The organism is Listeria marthii (assembly GCF_014227425.1).
GTDB lineage: Bacteria > Bacillota > Bacilli > Lactobacillales > Listeriaceae > Listeria > Listeria marthii.
In genome coordinates, this window is sequence record NZ_JAASWB010000004.1 from 41,520 (window position 1) to 64,371 (window position 22,852).

21 protein-coding genes are annotated in these 22,852 nt (G+C 38.7%); 4 read left to right on the forward strand and 17 right to left on the reverse strand.

From position 1 onward, the window contains the following. Positions 1-31 precede the first annotated feature (31 nt). The 6 genes from HCJ55_RS07895 to HCJ55_RS07920 form a co-directional block, all read right to left on the reverse strand. Complete coding sequence (locus HCJ55_RS07895; RefSeq protein WP_185502695.1) at positions 32-1,285, reverse strand: ABC transporter substrate-binding protein; 1,254 nt, start codon at positions 1,283-1,285, stop codon at positions 32-34. A 27-nt stretch (positions 1,286-1,312) separates the two neighbouring features. Next, entirely contained in the window at positions 1,313-2,161 is an 849-nt protein-coding gene (locus HCJ55_RS07900; RefSeq protein WP_185502696.1) for a carbohydrate ABC transporter permease, read from the reverse strand. After that, entirely contained in the window at positions 2,161-3,039 is an 879-nt protein-coding gene (locus HCJ55_RS07905; protein ID WP_185502697.1) for a carbohydrate ABC transporter permease, read from the reverse strand. Before HCJ55_RS07905 ends, HCJ55_RS07900 begins: the two co-directional genes overlap by 1 nt. Before the next feature lie 34 nt (positions 3,040-3,073). Next, on the reverse strand, positions 3,074-4,288 hold the full coding sequence (locus HCJ55_RS07910; RefSeq protein ID WP_008946580.1) for an ROK family transcriptional regulator: 1,215 nt from the start codon (positions 4,286-4,288) through the stop codon (positions 3,074-3,076). A gap of 163 nt (positions 4,289-4,451) precedes the next feature. After that, positions 4,452-6,452, reverse strand: coding sequence for a methionine--tRNA ligase (gene metG, locus HCJ55_RS07915; protein WP_311773393.1), 2,001 nt, complete (start codon positions 6,450-6,452; stop codon positions 4,452-4,454). A 65-nt stretch (positions 6,453-6,517) separates the two neighbouring features. Next, complete coding sequence (locus HCJ55_RS07920; RefSeq protein ID WP_185502699.1) at positions 6,518-7,378, reverse strand: GRP family sugar transporter; 861 nt, start codon at positions 7,376-7,378, stop codon at positions 6,518-6,520. Between the two features lie 297 nt (positions 7,379-7,675). Between HCJ55_RS07920 and HCJ55_RS07925 the strand changes: the two genes are divergently transcribed. After that, on the forward strand, positions 7,676-8,887 hold the full coding sequence (locus HCJ55_RS07925; RefSeq protein WP_185518001.1) for a MucBP domain-containing protein: 1,212 nt from the start codon (positions 7,676-7,678) through the stop codon (positions 8,885-8,887). A 42-nt stretch (positions 8,888-8,929) separates the two neighbouring features. Here HCJ55_RS07925 and HCJ55_RS07930 read toward each other — a convergent pair whose 3' ends face one another. The 3 genes from HCJ55_RS07930 to HCJ55_RS07940 all read right to left on the reverse strand — a co-directional run bounded on the left by HCJ55_RS07930 (position 8,930) and on the right by HCJ55_RS07940 (position 13,862). Further along, positions 8,930-11,398, reverse strand: coding sequence for a LapB repeat-containing protein (locus tag HCJ55_RS07930; RefSeq protein ID WP_185517693.1), 2,469 nt, complete (start codon positions 11,396-11,398; stop codon positions 8,930-8,932). A 272-nt stretch (positions 11,399-11,670) separates the two neighbouring features. Beyond that, on the reverse strand, positions 11,671-12,939 hold the full coding sequence (locus HCJ55_RS07935; RefSeq protein ID WP_008946572.1) for a DUF1214 domain-containing protein: 1,269 nt from the start codon (positions 12,937-12,939) through the stop codon (positions 11,671-11,673). Positions 12,940-13,004: 65 nt separating this feature from the next. Beyond that, on the reverse strand, positions 13,005-13,862 hold the full coding sequence (locus tag HCJ55_RS07940) for a GRP family sugar transporter (RefSeq protein WP_009911764.1): 858 nt from the start codon (positions 13,860-13,862) through the stop codon (positions 13,005-13,007). Between the two features lie 113 nt (positions 13,863-13,975). On the opposite strand from HCJ55_RS07940, the gene HCJ55_RS07945 reads away from it, so the two are divergent. Next, positions 13,976-14,260 carry an AbrB/MazE/SpoVT family DNA-binding domain-containing protein gene (locus tag HCJ55_RS07945; protein ID WP_003725491.1) on the forward strand — a complete coding sequence of 95 codons (285 nt, stop codon included), beginning with the start codon at positions 13,976-13,978 and terminating at the stop codon, positions 14,258-14,260. A 43-nt stretch (positions 14,261-14,303) separates the two neighbouring features. On the opposite strand, the gene rsmI is transcribed toward HCJ55_RS07945, so the two are convergent. From rsmI to holB, 6 genes are read right to left on the reverse strand one after another with little or no spacing between them, the layout of a single operon-like run. Next, a complete protein-coding gene (rsmI, locus tag HCJ55_RS07950) occupies positions 14,304-15,185 on the reverse strand; it encodes a 16S rRNA (cytidine(1402)-2'-O)-methyltransferase (RefSeq protein ID WP_185504160.1) in 882 nt (293 codons plus the stop codon). Then, positions 15,182-15,457: a GIY-YIG nuclease family protein gene (locus tag HCJ55_RS07955; protein WP_070294334.1), complete on the reverse strand. Its 276-nt coding sequence runs from the start codon at positions 15,455-15,457 to the stop codon at positions 15,182-15,184. Before HCJ55_RS07955 ends, rsmI begins: the two co-directional genes overlap by 4 nt. Beyond that, a complete protein-coding gene (locus HCJ55_RS07960; protein ID WP_185502945.1) occupies positions 15,441-16,193 on the reverse strand; it encodes a tRNA1(Val) (adenine(37)-N6)-methyltransferase in 753 nt (250 codons plus the stop codon). The genes HCJ55_RS07955 and HCJ55_RS07960 overlap by 17 nt, the downstream gene beginning before the upstream one ends. Positions 16,194-16,250: 57 nt before the next feature. After that, on the reverse strand, positions 16,251-16,640 hold the full coding sequence (gene yabA, locus HCJ55_RS07965) for a DNA replication initiation control protein YabA (protein ID WP_070759419.1): 390 nt from the start codon (positions 16,638-16,640) through the stop codon (positions 16,251-16,253). A 10-nt stretch (positions 16,641-16,650) separates the two neighbouring features. Then, positions 16,651-17,484, reverse strand: a complete 834-nt coding sequence (locus HCJ55_RS07970; protein ID WP_008946566.1) for a PSP1 domain-containing protein — start codon at positions 17,482-17,484, stop codon at positions 16,651-16,653. Positions 17,485-17,489: 5 nt separating this feature from the next. Beyond that, a complete protein-coding gene (holB, locus tag HCJ55_RS07975; protein WP_185517695.1) occupies positions 17,490-18,482 on the reverse strand; it encodes a DNA polymerase III subunit delta' in 993 nt (330 codons plus the stop codon). A gap of 217 nt (positions 18,483-18,699) precedes the next feature. On the opposite strand from holB, the gene HCJ55_RS07980 reads away from it, so the two are divergent. Further along, positions 18,700-19,536 (forward strand): STAS domain-containing protein, encoded by an 837-nt coding sequence (locus HCJ55_RS07980; RefSeq protein ID WP_185517697.1) that lies wholly within the window; start codon positions 18,700-18,702, stop codon positions 19,534-19,536. Positions 19,537-19,676: 140 nt separating this feature from the next. Continuing rightward, entirely contained in the window at positions 19,677-19,931 is a 255-nt protein-coding gene (locus HCJ55_RS07985; RefSeq protein WP_185502704.1) for a hypothetical protein, read from the forward strand. Positions 19,932-19,971: 40 nt separating this feature from the next. Here HCJ55_RS07985 and HCJ55_RS07990 read toward each other — a convergent pair whose 3' ends face one another. Both HCJ55_RS07990 and yidA read right to left on the reverse strand, forming a co-directional pair. Beyond that, positions 19,972-21,741 (reverse strand): SpaA isopeptide-forming pilin-related protein, encoded by a 1,770-nt coding sequence (locus HCJ55_RS07990; RefSeq protein WP_185517699.1) that lies wholly within the window; start codon positions 21,739-21,741, stop codon positions 19,972-19,974. A 281-nt stretch (positions 21,742-22,022) separates the two neighbouring features. Further along, positions 22,023-22,835 (reverse strand): sugar-phosphatase, encoded by an 813-nt coding sequence (gene yidA / locus HCJ55_RS07995; RefSeq protein ID WP_185517700.1) that lies wholly within the window; start codon positions 22,833-22,835, stop codon positions 22,023-22,025. Positions 22,836-22,852 lie beyond the last annotated feature (17 nt).

Consider the following 22,852-nt stretch of genomic DNA (forward strand, 5'->3'; position numbering starts at 1 on the left):
TACTTACAAACGTCCCTGCCACTCGTTTTACTTATTTAAATCCCATTGTTTTGTTGATGTTGTCTTCACTGTTTTTCAGTGCTTTTTCTGGTGTTGATTGACCGTTTAATACTTTTTCGAATTCAGAGTTTGTATAATCACTGATTTTGTTCCAATCTTTTACAACTGGAGGTAGAACCATATATTGTAAGGATTCGAATACCGCTTCTCTATTATCTGGAGGAGTTGCATCTAAATATGGTTGTAAAATTTCTTTGTTTTCAGTTGCTGGAAGTTCCCAGTTGTTATCAATTCTGATTTTCGCTGCTTCTTCGTTCGCACTCATGAAGGAAGCAAATTTGAATGCCGCTTCTTTTTTATCAGAGTCTTTCGAAACACCAATTCCGTTTGCAAAGAAGTGAGTTGCTTTTTGCGTATTGCCTGCTTCTACTTGTACGTCCCATTTAAATGGAGCATCTTGGAACATATCGAACATCCAAATACCTGTATGAAGCATTGCGATTTGGCCATTCATGAATAGATCTTCTGGTAATTGTCCAGATAGGTCAGCCGGTGAAGGCGCAACTTTTGAATCAGTTACTTCACCTGTTAAGTGAGTTAGTGCCGCTACATTTTCAGGGCTATTAATCGTTGTTTTCGTTAAATCTTCATTGAAAATCGAACCACCATTTTGCGCTGCTACTTTGTAGAATTCGTTCATCGTTACCGGTTGGGAAGTTCCCCACACTTTATTTTTAGCGTCTGTTAATTTTTTCGCTGCGGCCTCTTCATCTTTCCAAGTCCAGTCAGCTGTAGGGTAGTCAACCCCTGCTTTGTCAAAAAGGTCTTTATTGTAAATTGTTACTACGTTGGAGAAACTTTCTACCATTCCGTATTGTTTGCCGTCATATTTGAACGCATCATACGCTTGTTTATTAAGTGTCGATGGGTCAAAATCTTTGTCTTTTTCGATATAGCTGGTTAAATCTGCAAGTACACCTTTTTCCGCATATTGCATGAAAGTTTCGTAGTTAAGTTCGAAAGCATCCGGAGCATCTCCGCCCGCAATTTGCGTTTGTAATTTTGTGAAGTAATCATTAAATGCGATTGTTTGAACGTTTACTTTAATATCAGGGTTTTGCTTTTCGAATTCTTTTACCATTTTATCAAGTGCTTTTCCATCAGCTGGGGCAGAGAATTGATAATACGTGATTTCCGTTTTATCGCTGCTACTACCACCGCCGCAAGCCGTAAGACCAAATACAGACAGTACAACTACCATTAACAATAATAAACCTTTTTTCATTTGTAACTCTCCTTTTTTGTTGGTTTTTTATTCTTTCATTCCGCTCATTGCCATTCCTTGGATGAAATATTTTTGAGCAAAAAGGTACACTGCTAGAATCGGGATAACACTAATTAGTACTCCCGCCATCATCAAACCGTAATTCGTTCCATATCTACCTTGTAAAAGTGATAATCCTAAAGGTAAAGTTGCCATTTCTTGTGAACTTGTCACGATTAATGGCCATAAATAACTGTTCCAAGATTGCATAAAAGTTAAAATCCCAAGTGTCGCAAAAGTAGGTTTTGCTAGTGGTAAAATAACTTTTCGGAAAATCGTAAAATGGTTTGCTCCATCCATAAACGCAGCTTCTTCTAGTTCTTTCGGAATTCCCATAAATGCTTGGCGTAACAAGAATGTGCCGAAAACGCTGAATAGCGCTGGTACAATCAGTCCTGCATAAGAATCTAACCAGCCGAATTGTTTCATCAAGATAAATTGCGGAATCATCGTAACCTGAGCTGGCACCATCATAGTCGCCAAGTAAAGTAAAAATAATTTATCGCGACCCCAGAAAGGGATTCTTGCAAATGCATACGCTGCCATTGAACAAAACAGCATTTGACCAAGTGTCGTTACAATTGCAACAACGACTGAGTTAATCAGAAATCGGAACATTGGGAACATTTCAAATACTTGAGTGAAGTTTGCCGTTGTCGGTTCTTTAGGTATAAACTGAGGCGGTAAAACCATGTTCGCTGCGCCTGTTTTAAATGCAGTTGATAACATCCAAACAAACGGCATAATCATGATAATTCCACCTAGCGAGATAATCGTATAGGTTAAGATATTTTTAATTAATTGCCATTTTGGTGAACCACTTTTTTCTTTTTTCATTAGTAATTGGACCACCTTTTTTGAAGTTTATTTTGAATAATTGTAATGATGAAAATAACAATAAACAAGATCCAACTCATCGCGGAAGCATAGCCCATTTCGAAGTATCTAAATGCATGGTTGTAAATATTTTGGACTAGAGTCATCGTCGACCCACTTGGACCACCTTCTGTCATAATCATCACTTGGTCAAACACCTGGAATGAGTTGATAAGCGAAATTATCGTCACAAAGAATGTGGTCGGGGTAAGCAAAGGGATAGTAATGGAAAATAACTGACGAAGTTTCGATGCTCCGTCCATATTAGCAGCTTCGTAATAAGATGGTGAAATATTTTGCAATCCACCAAGGAACAGCACCATAACGAAACCAATATCTTTCCACGCACTAGTAATAATAACTGCAATCATCGCTGTTTGTGGATCTGTTAACCAGTTTGGTCCAGCAATTCCAATTAAAGATAAGAAGTAATTGATGAGACCGTATGAAGGATTGAAGAGCCATTTCCAAACAAGTGAAACTGCTACCCATGAAGTGATCACGGGTAAGAAGTACACAGCTCGGAAAAATGGTCTTAGTTTAATTTTTTGATTCAACATCAAGGCACAGGCAAGTCCAAGAATCATTACGCTTGGTAAATAACCGATGATAAACGTGATTGTATTTCTAAATGACTTCCAAAATTCCGGGTCATTAAATAGTCTTTTGTAATTTTCAAATCCAGTAAAGTGAATCGTACTCACTAAATCCCAATCGGTAAAACTGATGCCGAGTGAGCCTAGGATTGGGATTGCAATAAAAATGAGAAAACCTAGTAAATTGGGGAGCAAGAAAATGCATAGCCAAAATAGTGTTTTCTTTCTAGTCATACCAACCATGTGAAAATAACCTCCTGAAATAATTTATGTACTTTTAACGCAGTAAAGTTTGTTCTTCTTCATAGATTGGCACCTGGAATAATTGGTGGATGACTAGTAAAGCCGCACCTTGTAACCATGCAGGATCTTCTAAAGACGTTGTTGTAATTTCCGTTTCGAAGCCAGCCCCTGAAAAAAAGTTTTGTGAAGCAATTTCATCAATTTTAGTTAAGAATAAATCTCTATGGTGCAAACCTTCGCCGACAATGATTACTTTTTCGGGGTTGAAGGTGTTAATGATATTTCGAATCCCGTATCCTAAATATTCACCCATTTTATCCATAAGTTCTGTCGCCATTTCGTCTCCGGCACGCGCGCTCTTTGCCACATTGTCAAAATGAAAATCATTTAAATCGGATGTGGGATAAGCCGCTTTTATTTCTTCGCCGCGATTTCGGAAGTAAAATTCGGATGCGTACATTTCTAAGCAACCTTTTTGGCCGCAGTGGCATTTGTATCCGCCTGGTTGAATCGTTGTATGTCCAAATTCGCCGGCCCCACCTTGCGCGCCGTAATAAATTTGGCGATTAATAACAACCGATAAACCAAGACCAGCTCCAACTGAAACCGTCGCAAAATTATTGGATTGTTTTCCTTCGCCTAGCCATAGTTCTGCGAGTGTGTAGCAGTTTATATTTTTATCTACGTATACTGGAATATCAGGGAAGTGAACATTTAGCATTGCTTCTAAAGCAACATTTTCCCAGCCTAGCATTGTAGAGCGGATTACTGTTCCTTTTTTACGATTTACTAGCCCTGAAATTGCAATTCCGACACCTAGCAAATGGTCCATATCTCTGTTTCCACACATCTTTTTCACATTTTCAGCAATTAAATCGATTGCTTCTTCCGGTTTTTTCTCTGAGGAAAATGGTATGGAAGTATTTTCAATGATTTTTGCATTTAAGTCAGTCAACGCAAAAAGAAGTTGTTCCTCTTCTACTTTGACACTAACAACAAACCCATAATCTTTATTAAATCTTACTAACTTGGCACGTCTGCCTCCAGTAGATGATGTTTCGGCCCCTTCTAAAATAATGCCTTCTTGCTGCAAATCATCTAAAATATACGTTAATGTAGACATCCCAAAATCGCATTTTTTTGCAATCTCTGTTCGTGTGATTTCTCCTTTTTCGCGGATTAAATTCAGCACGGTGTAGCGATTTATGTCTTTAATTAAGTCTTTATTCCCTTTTCTTAAGATATCCATTTTTAGGCTCCTTCACTTCTGGATGACCACTTACTTCGTTCATTGAATTAAGTAAGTATAGTTACATTATATTGTAATCGTTTGCAATATGCAATCTTTTTTTGAAAGTTTTTTTACAGGCGGAAAATGAGCCCTAACTCCACTGAATTAGGACTCACATTTATTATTTTACTTTCGCACCGTTTGGCAGTGCGCTGCTTGCTTCAATCACACTTAGCTTGCCGTCTTTTTCACCTGAGAGAATCATGCCTTCGCTCATTAGTCCGCGAAGTTTCACAGGTTTTAAGTTGGAAACGACGATAACTTTTTTGCCGATTAGGTCTTCTGGTTGGTAGAATTCTGCAATACCCGAAAGCACTTGGCGCAGTTTCCCTTCACCTAAGTCTAATTGGAAACAAAGAAGTTTATCTGCTTTTTTCACTTTATCTACTTGTTTTACTTCCGCCACACGAAGATCGATTTTGTCGAAATCTTCAATGCCGATTTGCGGTGTTTCAAGCGCTTCGACTTCTGCCACTTCTTCAGCTGGAGCTGGTGCAGAGCCTTTCATTTCGTCTTGAATATACGTAACTTCGACTTCTGCATCAAGTCTTGGGAAAATTGGCGTACCTTTTTTCACGACAGTTGTGCCTGCTGGAATTTCACCGTAACCATAAATGCTATCCCATTTCTTCAAGTTTTCTTCTTGTAAGCCGAGTTGTAAGAAGATTTCGCCTGGTGTTCTTGTTAGGAATGGTTGCAGTAGTACCGCGATAATGCGTAAAGTTTCTGCTAAATGTGTCATTACGCTCGCTAGTTCAGCGCGTTTATCTTCATCTTTAGCAAGAGCCCATGGAGCAGTTTCGTCGATATATTTATTTGTGCGTGAAACGAGTGACCAAAGTTGGTTTAATGCCACAGAGAATTGCATATGATCCATGCTGCCTTCGTATTCTTTCACGACATTGTTTTTGAAATCTACTAAGGTTTGGTCGAATTCAGTCACGTTGCCCTGATAAACTGGAATTTCACCATCAAAATATTTGTTAATCATTGCTACTGTACGATTAAGCAAGTTTCCTAGGTCATTGGCAAGGTCATAGTTTACACGGTCAACAAAATCTTCCGGCGTAAATAGACCATCTGAACCAAATGGAACTTCGCGTAGTAAGTAGTAACGAAGCGCGTCTAAACCGTAACGATCAATCAGCATATAAGGGTCTACAACGTTCCCTTTAGATTTAGACATTTTACCATCTTTCATTAGAATCCAGCCGTGGCCAAACACCATTTTTGGAAGTGGTAAATCTAGTGCCATCAACATAATTGGCCAATAAATTGTATGGAAACGAACGATTTCTTTCCCAACGATTTGTACATCTGCTGGCCAGTATTTTTGGAATTTCGTGTCATTGTCCGTATTATATCCAAGCGCAGTAATGTAGTTAGAAAGCGCATCAATCCACACATAAACAACGTGTTTTGGATTACCAGGAACTTTAATACCCCAATCAAAAGTCGTTCTTGATACGGCTAAATCTTCCAAACCAGGCTTGATGAAATTATTAATCATCTCATTTTTTCTGGATTCAGGAAGGATAAATTCTGGATGGGAATTATAATATTCTACTAAACGATCCGCGTATTTGCTCATACGGAAAAAGTAGGATTCTTCTTTAACAAGCTCAACTTCATTGCCGCTTGGGGCTTTTCCGCCGATTACTTTGCCATTTTCATCTTTATATACTTCTTCTAACTGTGTTTCTGTAAAGTATTCTTCATCAGAAACAGAGTACCAACCTTCGTATTCACCTAAGTAAATGTCGCCTTGCTCTAAAAGTTGTTCAAAGATTTTTTCAACCGATGTTTTATGACGGTCTTGTGTTGTACGAATGAAGTCTGTATTTGAAATTTCTAGTTTTTTCCATAGTTCTTGGAAACCTTCTGCAATTTCATCTACGTATTCTTGTTCGGAAATTCCGCGTTCTTTCGCTTTTGCTTGGATTTTTTGACCGTGTTCATCTGTTCCAGTTAAGTAAAAAACATCATATCCTTTTAAGCGTTTATAACGAGCCATCGCGTCCCCCGCAACAGTCGTATAAGCATGTCCGATATGCGCTTTTCCGCTTGGATAATAGATTGGTGTTGTAATATAAAACGTATTTTTCTCTTCAGGCAACACAATTCCCTCCTTAAAAATAAAACAATTAGTATTATTATATCATTTTTCGCGCTAAACGAAATAATTAATTAAGCGCCTTTTGCAACGCCAATTAAAATCCCGCCGAGAACAACTAAAACTACGCCCACGATAACATAAAGCATTTCTTTTTGCGTCTTCTTTTCTTTTAAAAGTACGATACCGCCGATTGTCGAAATAACGACTCCTAATTGCGAAAGCGAAAAGCCGGTCGCAACACCAACAAGCTGATTAGCATGAACCATCGCAACGTTCCCTGCCGCCCAAATCATTCCCGGTATAATTAGTAATAATGTACGTTTATTAAAGCGTTTTTCCGTGCCACCACTATGCGTCATAATGAGAGCACTTAAAACCATCCCAATCGCTTGAGGTAAAATTGCATTAATCCCGTCAATTTTAAATCCTTGAATTAGAACAACTAAGCCCACATAGCCTAAAGATGAAATAACTAACGTAATTAAGCCTTGCTTCAACGCATTAGTGCCATCTTCTTCTTTTTCCGCATAGGAAGTAAGGAAAATCCCGCCAACAATTAGTGCTAGCGCAATAAATCCAAGAATAATCCGAAGCGTCGTATCCCATTCATGAAATAAAATAACCCCACAAAGCGTCGTCCCAACTAATTGCATCCCAGTTGAAATTGGCATCGCCTTAGAAACCCCGATGATTTTAAAAGCGCGCAGTTGGAACATCTGCCCCACACTCCAAAGACACCCGGTGATAAAACTGATGCTCACTGTTTTCAGCGTATAAACAGGATCTGTAAAGAAGAAAACGATTACCGCAAAAGTGAGTGCCCCTAGTGTCATTCCCATCGTTTGTTGCCTTGTTGAACCGCCAAATTTTGTAATAATTAGCGGAACTGTCCCCCAAAGTAATGCAGGAATCAGCGCAATCATAATGTTCAAATCGTTTTCCTCCTTGTTTATCCTTTAATTTAGTTTTCAATTACTTCATTATAGCGGAAATAGCTGGAAGATGGTAGGGGGTTTTGGCGTGAAAAGCACTTATATTACGCTAATCGTAAAAACATTCCTACCAAAGCGCCTTTTTATGATTCTCATTAGCCATATTTTAGACAAAAAGAACCAAATTAAGATACTAGCATTAAACTAACGCTCAAAATATAGGTGTTACACTTAAATTGTAATAAATTCAATTTAAGGAAAGAGGTTATTTAAAAAAATGTTTCCTAAGAAAAAACCATTGCCAGCATTATTATTTTAAGCTCTCTCGCTGGTCAAATAGCACTTACACCCATCTCAGCTCTCGCCGACACTCGCGACGACAATTCCTTAGTACAAAGCATAAGCGAGAACGTGAATACTCCTTATAAATACACATCCACTCTTACATTCCCAGTTTTAACAAACCAAACCCAAGAAGATTACAAACTTGAAATAACATTAGCACTACCAACGGGTATGAATTATACAGATTTACAAGTTTCCGTAGGTGGAGAAGATATTACCAATCAGGTAGGCACAACTAGTTTTGACAGCTCCACTAACACCGTTACTTTTAAATTCGATAAAGTTACTAGTTGGGACAGTTTATCCAAAGCAAAAGTGAAGTTTGATTGGAAAACGTCTTATTCAGGTGAAGGCGGAGAAGCAAACATCGATTCCTTGCTAGCGACCGCAACTGCTACAAGCGAAGACAAAGCTGGTAACAAGTCCGTCTCAAATGGCACGCTAAAACCGAAAGATATTAATGCCCCTGTTGTCAAAGTCGATAAAACAGACATCACTTACAATCCTGGAAGCAGCGTTACTGAAGAACAATTTTTAACAGATATCAATGCTAGCGTTACTGATAATTACGACTCCACTGTTAGTCTTACAAGCAATTTTACTTCCTCTGTTAATTTAGCAGTCAGTGGGGATTATTCAGTCGCTGTTCAAGCAACCGATAAAGCTGGCAATGTCTCAAATATGGTGAATGTGACAGTTCATATCGCCACTCCCGCGCCTGTAGCCGGGGCAAATATAACCGTCAATTATCTTGATAGCGCTGGGAATAAAATCGCAGCATCCGACACATTAAGCGGAACTATCGATAGTAACTACCAATCAACAAGCAAAAAAATCGCCGGTTATACGCTAGAAACTACACCTGAAAATGCAGCTGGCACTTTCACCGATACCGCACAAACAGTTGATTACATTTATAAAAAAGACATCGTTACACCAACACCTATCACCGTTAATCCAATTAAACCTGTTAATCCAGTGGTAAATGAACCAAGTACCGTAAAACCAGCTACTAATAAAGTTACTACTAACCATTCCACCGAAAAAACAACTTATAGCGCTTTACCAAAAACTGGCGATACTGATCAAAACACATCATCCACTATTTTCGGAGCACTGCTCATTTTAATCAGCGCACCATTACTGTTATTTAAAAAGAAATAAAAAAAATCACCCCGTAAAATTTTTACGGGGTGATTTTTTTGCTTAATGTTTTCTTCTAGTTTTAGAAACGGTTAATCCAGCTATCAACAGAACGCCCATGAAAACAAAGATTAAACTAGCGCTATCACCTGTTTTTGGAAGGTTGATTGGCATTTGATTAGCCACTACTTTGCTTGGTGATTTTTCAGCTGAAACAACCGAATCATTTTTCGGTGTTACTGGTACAACACTAGTTTGTGCTTGTGCTGGATTACTGGAACTAATACCGATTGCTACGTACACATATTGAACAGTTTGCCCAGATTCTTCAAAAATTCCGCTCGCATTGGTTGGACTTTCTACCAGCACGTATCCCGGAATTTCTTTAGCGATTGTTTCATACGCCGTACCTAATTCGCCAGTAAGCGTACTACTTCCAGCTAATTCATTGTTCTCGCTATCGATATATTTAACGGTTACTTCTCCTTTTTGAGGTTCGGGAATTTTCACAGTGATTGTCACTGTTTCCGAACGATTGCCAGAAGCGTCTTCCGTATAAATAGCTACTTTATAACTACCAGGTTTGGACGTTTTCACAGCGGAAAAATCTAGCTGTATACTTACCTCTTCATCATAGTTATCTGTTGCAGTTATCCCAGCTTGTTCAATGATTTGTTCGGCTGTTAATTCGCTATCTTTCGCTACCGTTATTTCAGGATTAACGATATGAATAACTGGTTTTTCTGTATCGACAATTTCAACAGTGACTTTCACCGGGTCAGCTGATTCGCCACTTTTGCTTTTCACAGTTATTGTTGCTTCGTAAGTTCCTAGTTTCGTTGTGTCGACTTCGGTTAAGTCCACTTCCATCTTGATTGCTTCATCGTATGGATCTGTAACGACCGCGCCCGATTTAGCAAGAAACGCCTCACTTGTTAGTTCCGTCCCCACTTCAAAGTTAATGTCATTTGAAACAACCGTTACTTGTGGTTTTTGGATATCACTAATATGCACAACGACTGTGACTGGAATCGCTTTTATATTAAAGTCATTTTTTGCTTGGAGTGTTACCGTGTAGTTGCCGGGTGTGTTAAAGTCGACTACTTCACTGTAATCACTAGTAATTTGACCATTTTCAGAAGCAGATGCATGAATATCTCGTAAAAAGGTTGCTTCGTCTTTTGGATTGATTGGTTCGTACAAAATACTTTTATCGGCTGTAATAACCGGTAAAGCTTTCACTTCAATTGGTTGTGTCACGGTTCCTGTGAATTTCCCAACAACTGTCGGGCTATTGATATCTTCATCAAATGTATAGGAAACCTTCGATAAACCTGTTAAATTTTCGCTTGTCCATGTAATGTTTGGATTTACGTAAGTTCCGTTATTTGAAATTGTTTTTAGCGCTGTAATTTGCCCCGCTAAGTTTTCAATAGGATTTTGGACGGTGAAATCTCCTGCTGCTATTGTTTTTGGCAGAATCACTGTTTGTTTATCCGCGTATAGTTTGGCAAGATTTGGTACGTTAACAAGTTTATTCGAATCTAGCTTACCAATATTATTACTTCTCACATTAATAGAAGTTAGTTTTGTAAAATCGGTCAGTTGCGGCAACTCAGTAAGTTCATTACTACTTAGATCCATACCCGTAACTCCAGGTAGGTTTTCTAAATGCAAATCATCACTCGTTAAATAGTTCCCACTAATATCTACTCGTTGGATTTTTGGCAAATTGACTAAGTTTACGCTTTCTAATTCACCCCAGTCAATACTAACGCTGCCGATATTTCTACCAATAGCATTTAATTGCGGCAGATTTTTCAGCGATAACTTTTGGAGTTCTAGTTCATCCGCTGAAAGGGTCACTAGTTTGGGCTGATTTTCGACGTCTAATTCTTTGATAGAATTATAGAATACGTCTAAAGTTTCTAATTCTGGCATCGTTTTGACCATGCTAAATGTGCCTGAAAGCTTATTATTGTTTGCGCTAATGGATTTTAGCGTAGAGATATCGAACAATGGATCTATGCTTGTCAGTTCGTTGTAGTTCACATTAATACTCTCTAACGCCGTTAAGCGTTCTATCCCCGCTAAACTGGTAATGCCTTGGTTGTTTGCTACTAAATTAGTTACACTTTGTAATTCAGCATCTGTTACTTCCGCATTAATATCTTCGTTTCCGCTGATAGTTTTGGCGATTACTTTGGCTAGATTAGCATCTGGGAATATGTCTGCATACGTATTTCCATTTTCAGAAGTTGATTTCAAATTGTTTTTTAGTATATTTTTCTTGGCTGTAGGGTTGGGTGATGAGTTTGAGGTATCTTCGCTAGCTGATTGTGCGTTTGAATCAGTAGTTGTCTGTGGATTATTTGCGTCTTTTGTTGGTTCATTATTTGTTAAATCTTTATCGTCATTTACTGCTTCCTTAGTGATGAGGTCCGCAGTTGTTGTATCTGCATCAGCATACAAACTTGGACTAACTAGGCTAAAACACAAAGCAAGAGAAACAACAACAGGTAGTTTTCTCATTTTTTTGCTTCCTCCAGGTTGTCATTAATATTATCTAATAGTATCTATCATAACAGATATATTATTCTCGAAGGTCTGATTTTAGTATCTCTATTCTTTTGAAAAAGCTTCATTTGTGTCTTTTCGGTGAACAAACGGCATTTTTTTAATCAAAACCCTTCAAAAGAGTCTTAATTCGGTACAAAAAGCTAGTTTTTTCTAGTCTCCACATAAAAAAACTAAGTATGTCACTCCCCAAAAGAGGTAGTTTCATACTTAGTTTATCGTGAGAATTAAAGCACTTCAAGCGGTGGTAAGAACACTTTTCCTTCTTGTACTTCTTGTTTTGGAACATATAACCGGAAGTTTAAGGAGAATTCTTGTCCAGCCTTGCTCGGTAACCAGTTTCCTGGATCTACATCAGCAGGCTTTTCGGCCGCAATATAAAGCGTTAAGCTGCCGTCTTCGCTTCGTTTTGGACCTGTGTAATCATTGATGCAGAATTTATTTAGTTTGTTCGGAATTACGTGATAATCCGGAACGCTGTACAGTGTCACGGACCAAAATGCATCTGCCATTTCTGATGGAAGTTCATCTGCTGGGAAATGGATTTTGTATACTTTATCCCCAGTTAATTGACCGCCGTCAGTGCCTTTTTGACCGATGAAATATAGTGATTCTTGGATTGTATTCGCCCAAATACCACCATAATTAATGATACCGCGTGATAGAATATCATTTCCGAATGCGCCGACCACGTATGTAATCGACCAGCCACCTTTTTGCGTACCGAAGCCTCTTGCACCGTTAGTAAAATATGGAATAGCTTCTTTCTTAATTAACTCTCTTACTTCATTTTTTTGTTCCTCGCCAAGCTCTATATAGGCTGCCACTTTTCTTGCTTTATCTTGGAATTCTGCGGCTTTTGGCATTTTATCCGGATATGTTGCTAATAATGCTTCTAAATTGGAATAAATTTCTTCTAATAAAAATTCTGCGTTAGTAAAATGCGGAATTTCAAGTGGTTCTTTGATTTTTATATTGTCTGGAGCGTCGAATTTGAATGCTTTTTGAAGTTTTACTGCACCTTCTGGATCATCTTTTTGTTCTACGCGAAGGAGTAATTTTACTTTTTCTGATGGTAATTCAACTTTTACAGCGTCACTTGGCACGGAAGGATTTGTTCCTTTTTTAACGAAAGCAAATTTTCCATAAGGATGGTCCGGGAAGTTACGCTCGTTGATATTATTTACAACCTCGCCCCAACCATCTAAAAGTTGAACTGTGTAGTACCGATTTTTTATTTCCGGCACTTCTAAAATAACTGCATTTTCATCATCTACTGCGACCCAAGCTTCTGAATAAACTACGTCAAAATTCGGATTTACAAAGTTTGCATCTGCTGGTGAGACTGAGTTATGCTTCAGTGTGTTATAAGGAATTTTATCTTCTTTTGTATCAAAATTTTCTTGACGTAAAACGAGATAGCGCGACAATAAATAGACATAGGATTCTTTGACCAGATCAGCATTTACTTCTAATTTCGCATTCATTATTAACATTACCACCTTTAATTTAGATTATTTCAAGTATATCATGGAGCATATATCAAATCGAAAGTTCCGTTTTAGCTTTTGGCTATTCCAATCATCGTTCCACCGATAATTACTAAAACTACTCCGATAATGACCAAAATCAATTCTTTCTTCGTTTTCTTCTCTCCAAGGAACAGAATTCCACCAATTGTTGAGATTACTACACCCATTTGCGAGAGTGAAAAACCTGTGGCAATTCCGACTAATTTGTTGGAGAATAACAAGGCTAAGTTACCTGTTGCCCACATAACACCCGGAATCATATTCAACCACGTTTGCTTTGTGAAACGTTTCTCTTCGGATTTAATCGAGAATAGCAATCCTGCGACAACCATCCCGATCGCTTGTGGTAAAATTGCATCCCAACCACTAATATCAAACCAACGAGTAATAACGACATAACCTACGTAACCAACCGATGAAATAAGTAAAGTGATAATTCCTTTTTTCATATTTTGACCGGAATTTTCGTCTTTATGTTGTTGATAACTTGTTAAAAATATCCCGATGATAATAAGTGCTAATGCGGAAAATCCTAATACTAGTTTGGATGTTGTGCCCCATTCATGGAAGGCGAATACACCAAAAAGTGATGTACCAACTAACTGCATCCCAGTCGAAAGTGGCATTGTTTTCGAAACACCAACTTGCGTAAAGGCCCGGAACTGGTTCATTTGCCCTAAGCTCCAAAATGCCCCTGAGACAAAACTAGCAATAATTATCGTTGCGGTATATTCTGGATTTGTAAAAATAAAGACACCAATTGCAAAAGCTAGTGCTCCGAATGTCGTACCAATGATTTGTTGCCTCGGTTTACCACCGATTTTCGAAACAACTAACGGCATAATCCCCCACATTACTGCCGGAATTAATGCTATAACTATATTCATTTCTTATCCCCCTAATTCGTCTACTTATGCTCTATACCCTTTTCACTATGAAATCATTCCTATTCCTTTAATTTTCTGTTAAAATAAATAAAAATTATCAAGAAGGTGAGAAAATGAAATCGACTGGAATGGTAAGAAAAATCGACGAACTTGGTCGCGTGGTTATCCCGATTGAAATTAGACGGACCATGAATTTAAATGTCAAAGATCCGTTAGAAATTTTTACAGATGAAGATGCGATTGTGTTGAAAAAGTACTCTGCTGGTTTGGTATGTGATGTTACTGGGGAGTTTTCTGTTGATAATAAAAAATTCGTGGATGGCAAATTGACGCTTAGTAAAGAAGGTGCCGCGGAGTTAATGGAAGAAATCAAACGCCGATTTGGTGATACATTATAAAAAAACATGCGCGAAGTCCTCGTTTAAGACTTCGCGCATGTTTTTATTTTATTTCATGATAGGCGGAATACACTTCTCGTTTCGGTAAATTTCTCGCTTTCATCACTGTTTTAATCGCTTCTTTGGAACTGATGTTTTCTTGTTCCATAACGGTACTCACGTGTGTTTTAATATCAAGTTCTTGCCACCACAATTGTTCTTCTGCAAGAGGTGGATTGGCGTTTCCTTCGATAATCAAGCAAAATTCCCCGCGTACTTCTTCATCCGTCGCCCAGTTTAGCGCGTCTTCTACCGTTCCACGTAAAAACTCTTCGAATCGTTTTGTAAGTTCACGACACAGGACAATTTTTCGGTCATTTCCAGTACTTTTAATGATTGCTTTTAGCGTTTCTTTCAAACGATGTGGCGATTCATACAAAATCCACGTTTCTTCGCGAGCGGCTAGTTTTTCGACCGCTTGGCTACGCTCTTTATTTTGACGTGGCAGGAAACCGTAGAAGTAAAATGGCTGCGGCGCGAGACCTGACGCAATCAATGCAGTTAAAGCAGCATTCGCTCCCGGTAATGGAATAACTGGAATATCGGCATTTAGCGCATTTTGGACTAGTTCGTAACCCGGGTCAGAAATAGAAGGCATTCCGGCATCACTAACTAACGCAACCACTTCCCCGTCTAGCATTCGCTGAATAATATTATCTTCTTTATTTTCTTTCGTAAACTGGTGGTAACTTGTCATTCGGGTTGTAATTTCAAAATGATTTAAAAGTTTCACCGTGTTTCGCGTGTCTTCCGCTGCAATAATATCTGCTTCTTTTAGCATGCGAATTGCCCGGAAAGTCATATCTTCTAAATTCCCAATTGGCGTCGGCACTAAATACAATGCTCCTTGGCTCGCTCCGCTAAAGCTTTTTTGACTTTTTATCATTCGGATTCCTCCTCCCGTTGTTCGATTAAATAGGCGTCTTTATTTTTACGTGATAATTTTTTGAATGCGGCTTCTGCTTTTGTAGCTTCACTTCTTGTTTCAAATTTTTCAAAATGAATTACTTTTACGGGTCGGCGTGTTTTTGTATATTTGCACCTAATCCCGGCATTGTGTTCGGCTTCCCGGCGCACAACATCGGTCGTATAACCACCATAATATGAATTATCATTACATTTTAGCACATAAAAGAAATGCTCACTCGCTTTCGCCATATAAAATCTCCTTAATCACTGGTGTATACTCGCCCTGCTCATCATACACGATAACAGGCGGAACATATTTCACACCTGGTTTTCCGTCTTTGATTCCTTCGACAAGGACCGTATTCGCTTCCCGGTCTAGTCGCGGATGCACGAATTGAATGCGCTTTGGTTCTAGGCGATATTTCCGCATTAAATCAATAATATCTAACAAACGTTCCGGCCGATGGACAAAATTGGCCTTTCCGCCTTGTTTTAAAAGACTGGCCGCCACACGAATCGTATCTTCTAGTGTGCACATTACTTCATGACGAGCAATCCGAAAATGTTCATTGGTATTTTTCAAACTAGTATTTGGTGTTGCGAAATACGGCGGATTACAAGTAACGATATCTGCGCGCTCTTTTGGAATGAGGTCTGTAATATTTTTCAAATCGTATTCAATCATTTCAATTTGCGCTTCCAAATGATTATAAAGAATGCTTCTGTTCGCCATATCTGCAAGTCGCGGTTGGATTTCAACGCCAACTATTTTCGCTTCTGTCCGCGTGCTAAGTAGTAAAGGAATAATCCCATTCCCGCTGCACAAATCAATTATCTTCCCTTTTCGAATGGGTAAATAGCTGAATTTCGCAAGGAGAACCGCATCTATCGAGAATGAAAATACGGATGGGCTTTGAATAATCCGCAAATTTTCCGCTAGTAAGTAATCTAGTCGTTCATCGCCTATTAATTTGAGTTTTTCCAAATGATTCACCTTTTCTAGCAAAAAGCCCTTCTCCTGAATCGAGAAAGGCCCGTCATGTTATTTTTTATTGAGCAAGGATAAGCAAAACAAACAATCTTCATCATTGCCGCGCGGGCTGCCGAAATGTACATTGCAAACATGAAACCCTTCCTTGTAAAGTTGGACAAGATTGTCATAACCTTCCCCAAGTTCAATCATTTGCTGCATTGCTTCTTTGCGGTTGGGCGCCATCACACCATGCTCTGCCTCTGTTTCGGCTTTAGGTTCTGGTGCGGCTTCATCCGTTAAAGAAAGTCTGCGTCGCAAATGTTCGTTTTCAAGGTTTAATCGGTTATTTTCTTCCAACATTTCGCCTAAGTTTGTCTTTAGATCTCCAAGTTGCTGATACAATTCGCCAATTCGCTCCTCCATATTACTGACTGAGTCAAAAATAGCTTTTTTATCCAATTTTTTCACCTCAAGACTTTGCCGGTTGTTTTAGAAATTCGTTGAATGGGCGCAACTCGTCCAATTCGTATTCTATAACCGTCTCTTCTTCGGGCAAACTCACTTGTAAGATTCTAGAAAGCAAGTTGATTCCCGAAACACGTGCTTCTGCGCCTTCTGGAGTTTTTACTTTCACACCAACATCAGGCATTTCACGTTTTGCTTGCTCATATTCATCGTTTTCATATTTCAAACAGCACATTAAACGTCCACATAAACCAGAAATTTTCGTTGGATTAAGGGATAGGTTTTGGTCTTTCGCCATTTTGATGGAAACGGGTTCGAAATCACCTAGGAAAGTGGAACAACAAAGCATACGACCACATGGGCCAATCCCGCCAAGTAATTTCGCTTCGTCACGCACACCGATTTGGCGTAGTTCGATGCGAGTCCGGAAAACGGATGCTAAATCTTTTACGAGCTCCCGGAAATCGACGCGACCTTCTGCTGTAAAGTAGAAAATGATTTTATTACGGTCAAATGTGTAATCGACATCAACCAAACTCATTTCAAGTTCGCGTTCACGGATTTTTTCATCACATAATAAAAAGGCTTTCTGACAAGAATCGCCATTTTCAGCAACGCACTTATAATCCGCCTCGGTTGCAACACGAAGTACTTTTTTAAGTGGTAAAACAACATCTTCTTCGTCCACATAGCGCGGCTCAATGACTGCTTTACCAAATTCAATTCCTTGTGCATTTTCAACGATAACACCTTGGTTTTCTGTTATTTCCAGTTCGCCAGGTGAGAAATAATATATTTTACCAACGTCTTTAAAACGGACGCCTACAATTTTAAGCATAGCGATTACCTCCCTTGGATTTCCAGAACTAACTGCTCCATTAGAAGTTGCGTGTTCATATTGGAATCCAGTTTTGATTTCGCAGCGAGAATCTTCTCGATTTCCCCTGTGGTTTCGGACAGTGATTTGCGCAGTGCATCTTGTCCGAGCATTTCTTTTTGCGCAGTACAAATTGGTTCGTAGTTCTCATCAAGCGTAAGGTGTAGCCGGTCGCGGTACAGCAGTAACAACAATTCGAGTCCAAGCGCCATCTTGTCTTTCTCTTTAAAAAGTGGCGTCCATGATTCTTGAATGATAATTAATGGGCTGGTCCCTTGATGGTGAATTCCTTCGTACAACTTGATGACTACATTTCTTGCCTCACCAAACCACTCACTCTCTTCAAACGCCTTCGCTTCTTCTACACTTCCAGTAATGCTAGCATAAATCCGCGCTTTTTGTTCGGAAATGCCTGCTGCTGTTAGCGAAGCGAGTAGACTATCAAAAGTCAGTGATTTAAATGTGACAGGTTGCAGTCTTGATTGAATCGTTGGCAAAATTTGCCCGGGATTTGTTGTTAAAAATAATAATAACAAACCGCCTTCTGGTTCTTCTATAAATTTCAGCAGGCTATTGGCTGATTGAACAGTCATTTTATCTGCATCGTAAATGATAACTACCTTTTGATCTGATTCCATCCCGCGTTTACTTAATTCTTGTTTTAGCGCGCGAACCTGATCAATCTTAATACTAGCTCCATCTGGCTCTAGCAAATGAACATCCGGATGATTATGACTCGCTATTCTCGTACAATTGGCACATTTTCCACATGCAAGCTCGGTTTCAGTGCTTTCTAAACAAAAAAGGCTCTGAGCTAACCAAAGTGCTGTGCGTTTCTTCCCTGTACCACTTGATCCTTCGAATAAATAGCCGTGAGATAATCGATTTTCGCGGACACTTTTTGAAAAAATCTTCATGACCACTGGTTGCATCACTGTAAGTTCATCCTGTAATCCCACAAAAAACTTCCTTTCTATCCATATTGTAATATTATACCATGACCAAGCCTAAATAGCTTCGGAATTTTAACAAAAAAATAACGATGATTTTGTTAACTAATATTACAATTTCAATAAATTAACTTTTTTTCCAAAATTTAAATGGACAGTACACCTTTTTGAGCATAGAATATAAGAAAAGTAGTTATTATACTTAGACTTGAAGGGGTTGTCTGGTATGAATGAATCGAACGGAAGTATGGAACTGTATTTAAGGGCTCATACCGAAGAAATTATTAACAATTGGTTATCAAAAATTTATGAAAATGAAAATACGTATACTAGCTTTGTTTACTCGCCGCGATACAAAGATGAACTGCGCGCTGATAGTGAACAAACTGCCGACCTAATCATTTCTTATTTCACTGGTAAAAAAGCTTTCTTTGAAAAACTGGATAAATGGCTTGATAACATGTACGCGCGTCGCATGGAAAATGAAGTGCCTTTACCTGAAGTTATTACTACCTTAGATAAACTACGCCGGGAATTTGTAGCTGCGGTTGGCGACTTTTGTATTCATAATGATGAAGTATCTAAATGCGATTTTTCATCAAGCATGGCGATGGTTAACCACGGATTTGACCGAATCAACGAGGCCTTCTCGGCAATGTACTACAATGACATCGTTAAACATTTAGAACAACAACACCGCTTAATTGAAGAAATTAGCACACCAGTCATTTCAATTACTGACAAATTGGCGATACTTCCTTTAATGGGACGAGTGGACCGTGATAGAGCAGACAAATTATCCGAAATCACAGCAAACAAATGCGTCCAACTTGGCGTGGAACAGCTTTGTATCGATTTGTCGGGAATTACATCTTTTGACGATGCGCTTGGAGAAATGCTCAACAATTTGGTAACCGTGCTCAAACTGCTTGGTGTTGAGGCGTTCATTTCTGGTATTCAACCACAGATGGCACAACAGATTAATCGTGTTGACTTAAACCTATCTATAACAGCATATCATTCGTTGAAGGCTGTTTTGCAAGATCAGACTAGAACAATATGAAAAAACCGGAAGCACTGTAAAAGTGTGCTTCCGGTTTTTTGTTATTTTCAAAGCATAAAAATACGATAAATCCATACTTGCACTATACTATTAAGAATTATACAATAAAAGAAAACTAGTGAATCAAACGGGAGGACACCATGCCAACTACGAAAAAAAATAAAGACATACTTGCTCTTGTTTTTTCAATCATCTCATTTGTTGTACCATTTGGATTAATTATCGCTATTCTAACTCTTCTCTATAGTAACCGTTCCATTCGAATAGAAGTTACATCTGTTAATAAAACAACCAAAGTGCTTTCTATCATCAGCATCATATGCTCTGTTTTGATAACCATTTCTGCTATCGTTGGATTTATTACCTTTTTTACTTCAAAAAATAATTTAATGTAAAAAACCGGAAGCACTTTATTATAGTGCTTCCGGTTTTTTGTTATTTTCTTCTAAGGGCAATTAGTCCGCTCGCTGAAATGGCTACGAGTAGTATTCCCCATCCATTAACAAGTGGTGTATCGCCGGTTTTTGGAAGTTTTATGGTTGTGCTTACTTTGGTTGATATTGGGCTTTTTTTGCTAGGCTCTGGTTTGTTAGGTGTGACTGGTACTTCTGGTTTTGCTGGTGGTATAGTCGGTTCATTTGGTACTGGTGGCACTGGAATTGGTGGTGTTGGTGTCTCTGGTGTGTTTTCTTTTGTTACTTTTACTGGTTGGTCGGTCTCGCTAGCTACGATTTCGAAAATGACTGGGCTAGTATCGATTTCATAACCAATTGGGGCGTTGGTTTCTACAAATTGGTAAGTTCCTGGTACTAAATCTGTTACTGTTAGGACGCCATTTTCATCCGTAGTTAAGCCGGTTTGTAATGTATTTCCGTCTTTATCTTGTAATTCGAATGTCGCTCCTGCTAGGGTTGCTTTTGTTGTAGCATCTAATTTTGTTAGTTCTACGGATCCGGTGTTGAGCGTGTTTTCTTTTGTTACGGTAATCGCATTGTTATTTTCGCCAATAGTGAATTCTACTGGTGTCGCATCAAGTTTGTAGCCATCCGGGGCTTTTGTTTCGATTAATTGGTAAGTATCAAATTTCAGGTTGGTAATTGTAAGTTGCCCGTTTGCATCCGTTGCAATGTTTTCTTGTAAAATAGTACCTTTTGAATCTACCAGTTTGAACTCTGCACCTGTAAGAGTTGCCTTTGTTTTCGCATCTTTTTTCGTAAGTGTGACGGAACCAGTTTTGCCGTCCGCGTCACCGCCGCCTCCTGATGCTGGTGTCCAAGTCGATGTTTGTTTCGTGGCAAAATCGATTCCCATTAATGTGGCGGTATTATCGTACTGAGTGGACTTCCCGCCATCTGTCGCGGTTGTTGTATAAGAAATTTGGACGGAATCAGTTAGAGTTCCGAAATCTACTCTGAATCCATCGCTCGTTGCAGAAAAATTGGTGCTGGAAATCGGCGTGCCTGCTGTAAATACTCCGTCTGCTGAATAAGTTCCGTGAAACGCTTTGATAGAGTCAAAATTTAATATTTGCTTGGCGCCGATGGTATCCATAAGAAAGGCACTTGGAATGTTCGCTTTGGCGTAGTTCACTCGAACAACCCAATGAATTAAACTTGGATTACTAGCGTCGACCCAACCGTATTTGAATAGCGTTTCTGTTGGGCTAACTGTTTTCTTCTCGCCAATTCCCACGTCTATTCCGGTTGTTCCATATCCAAGAGGAAACTCCAAATTAATCGTTTCATTTCCAGTAATTATTTTTTGGTTAAAAGCGGTCCAGAAATCTAGCTCCCCTTTAATATCAGAATGTTTTTCTACATAATCACTGAAAACGAGCGTTACTTGATTGGTTTCTCTTTTTACAGTGGCCGTTCCAACTACTTGTCCCTTATTATCTTTCACGTCAAAAGCGAGATCAGTTGCCAGAGCTAATTGACTTGGCAAAGTGAAATCCATTGTGTCGCCTGCTTTTACGTCTTTCGAATTAGGAATAGACCATGTGTAATGTACGTCCATATTGTCGTAGTAACCAAAATTCGTTTGTGGCACACCATCTTTATCTAAAAGTTCTACTGTGTTTAAAAATTGTGAGCCATAACTTGTTGCTGCTTTTACAATTGTCGTCTGGAAGATAGTGCTAGCAACGATTAAAATACTTAGTAATGCTAACCCTACTTTTTTGAGAAAGTTTCCATTTTTACCCATTAAAAATTCATCCTTTACTAATGAAGTTTTGTTATTATCACACATCATATGACAGTTGAGTAACTCCAAGCTATATCGCTTTTCGGAAGTATCGCTTATAAATCGTTTTCTTTATGAACTTTCAGTGACAATTTAAAAGGAAGATATGTTATTAAGTACTTAATTAGACAAAAAAACCAAAACTCCTTTATAGGAAATTTTGGCTTTTTATTGCAATCTTTAGGCTCTGTGTTAATCGTCATTTATGCTGTATGACGAAATTCTATTTTTACTACTGTTTTCTAGCGGTTGAGCACGAGCATTTGAATCGCTTGCGCTACGCCATCTTCGTTATTGGTCGTTGTTGTATAGTTGGCAATTTCTTTAATATGCTCTGTCGCATTTCCCATCGCAACGCCCATTCCTGCGTATTCAATCATCGTAATATCGTTTTCTTGGTCGCCGATACTCATGACTTCACTTTGATCCACACCCAATTTATCAGCTAAACTTGCGAGTGCTGACCCTTTATTCACGCCTTTTTGCAAGAATTCCAGATTATAAGGGACACTACGAACTACATAAAATTTGTCTTTAATTGTCGCTGGTAATTTTTGGATGACATCGGTAATTTTTTCAGGTGAATCTAGCAACATTACTTTTGAGACGTGGATAGAATCAGGCGCCTCTTCAACTGGCAAATGATACAGTGGCGTTTGTAATAATAACGAGTCCTGACAAGTGATTTCTGTAATTTTGCGGCTAGGAACATACATATTTTTATCATCAAAATAAGTCACATTCACATTTTCTGCGTGGCAAAATGCATAAATTTCTTCTAGCTCTGTTTTATTTAAGGTAATATCAGCTAACGTTTTTTCGGAGGCTGTTTCTAAAACAACCGCGCCGTTAAATGTGATCGCGTAGTCGCCGGCATCTAAAAGATCTAGTTCGATTAAGCTTTTTTTAATTCCCGCGAGCGGACGACCTGTACATAATACAACTTTTACTCCTTTTTCTTTTGCTGCTTTAATAGAATCACGCACTGCTGGTGTGATTTCGTGCGCGTCATTTAATAATGTGCCATCAATATCTATCGCAATAATTTTATACATAATTTCCTCCCAAAAAT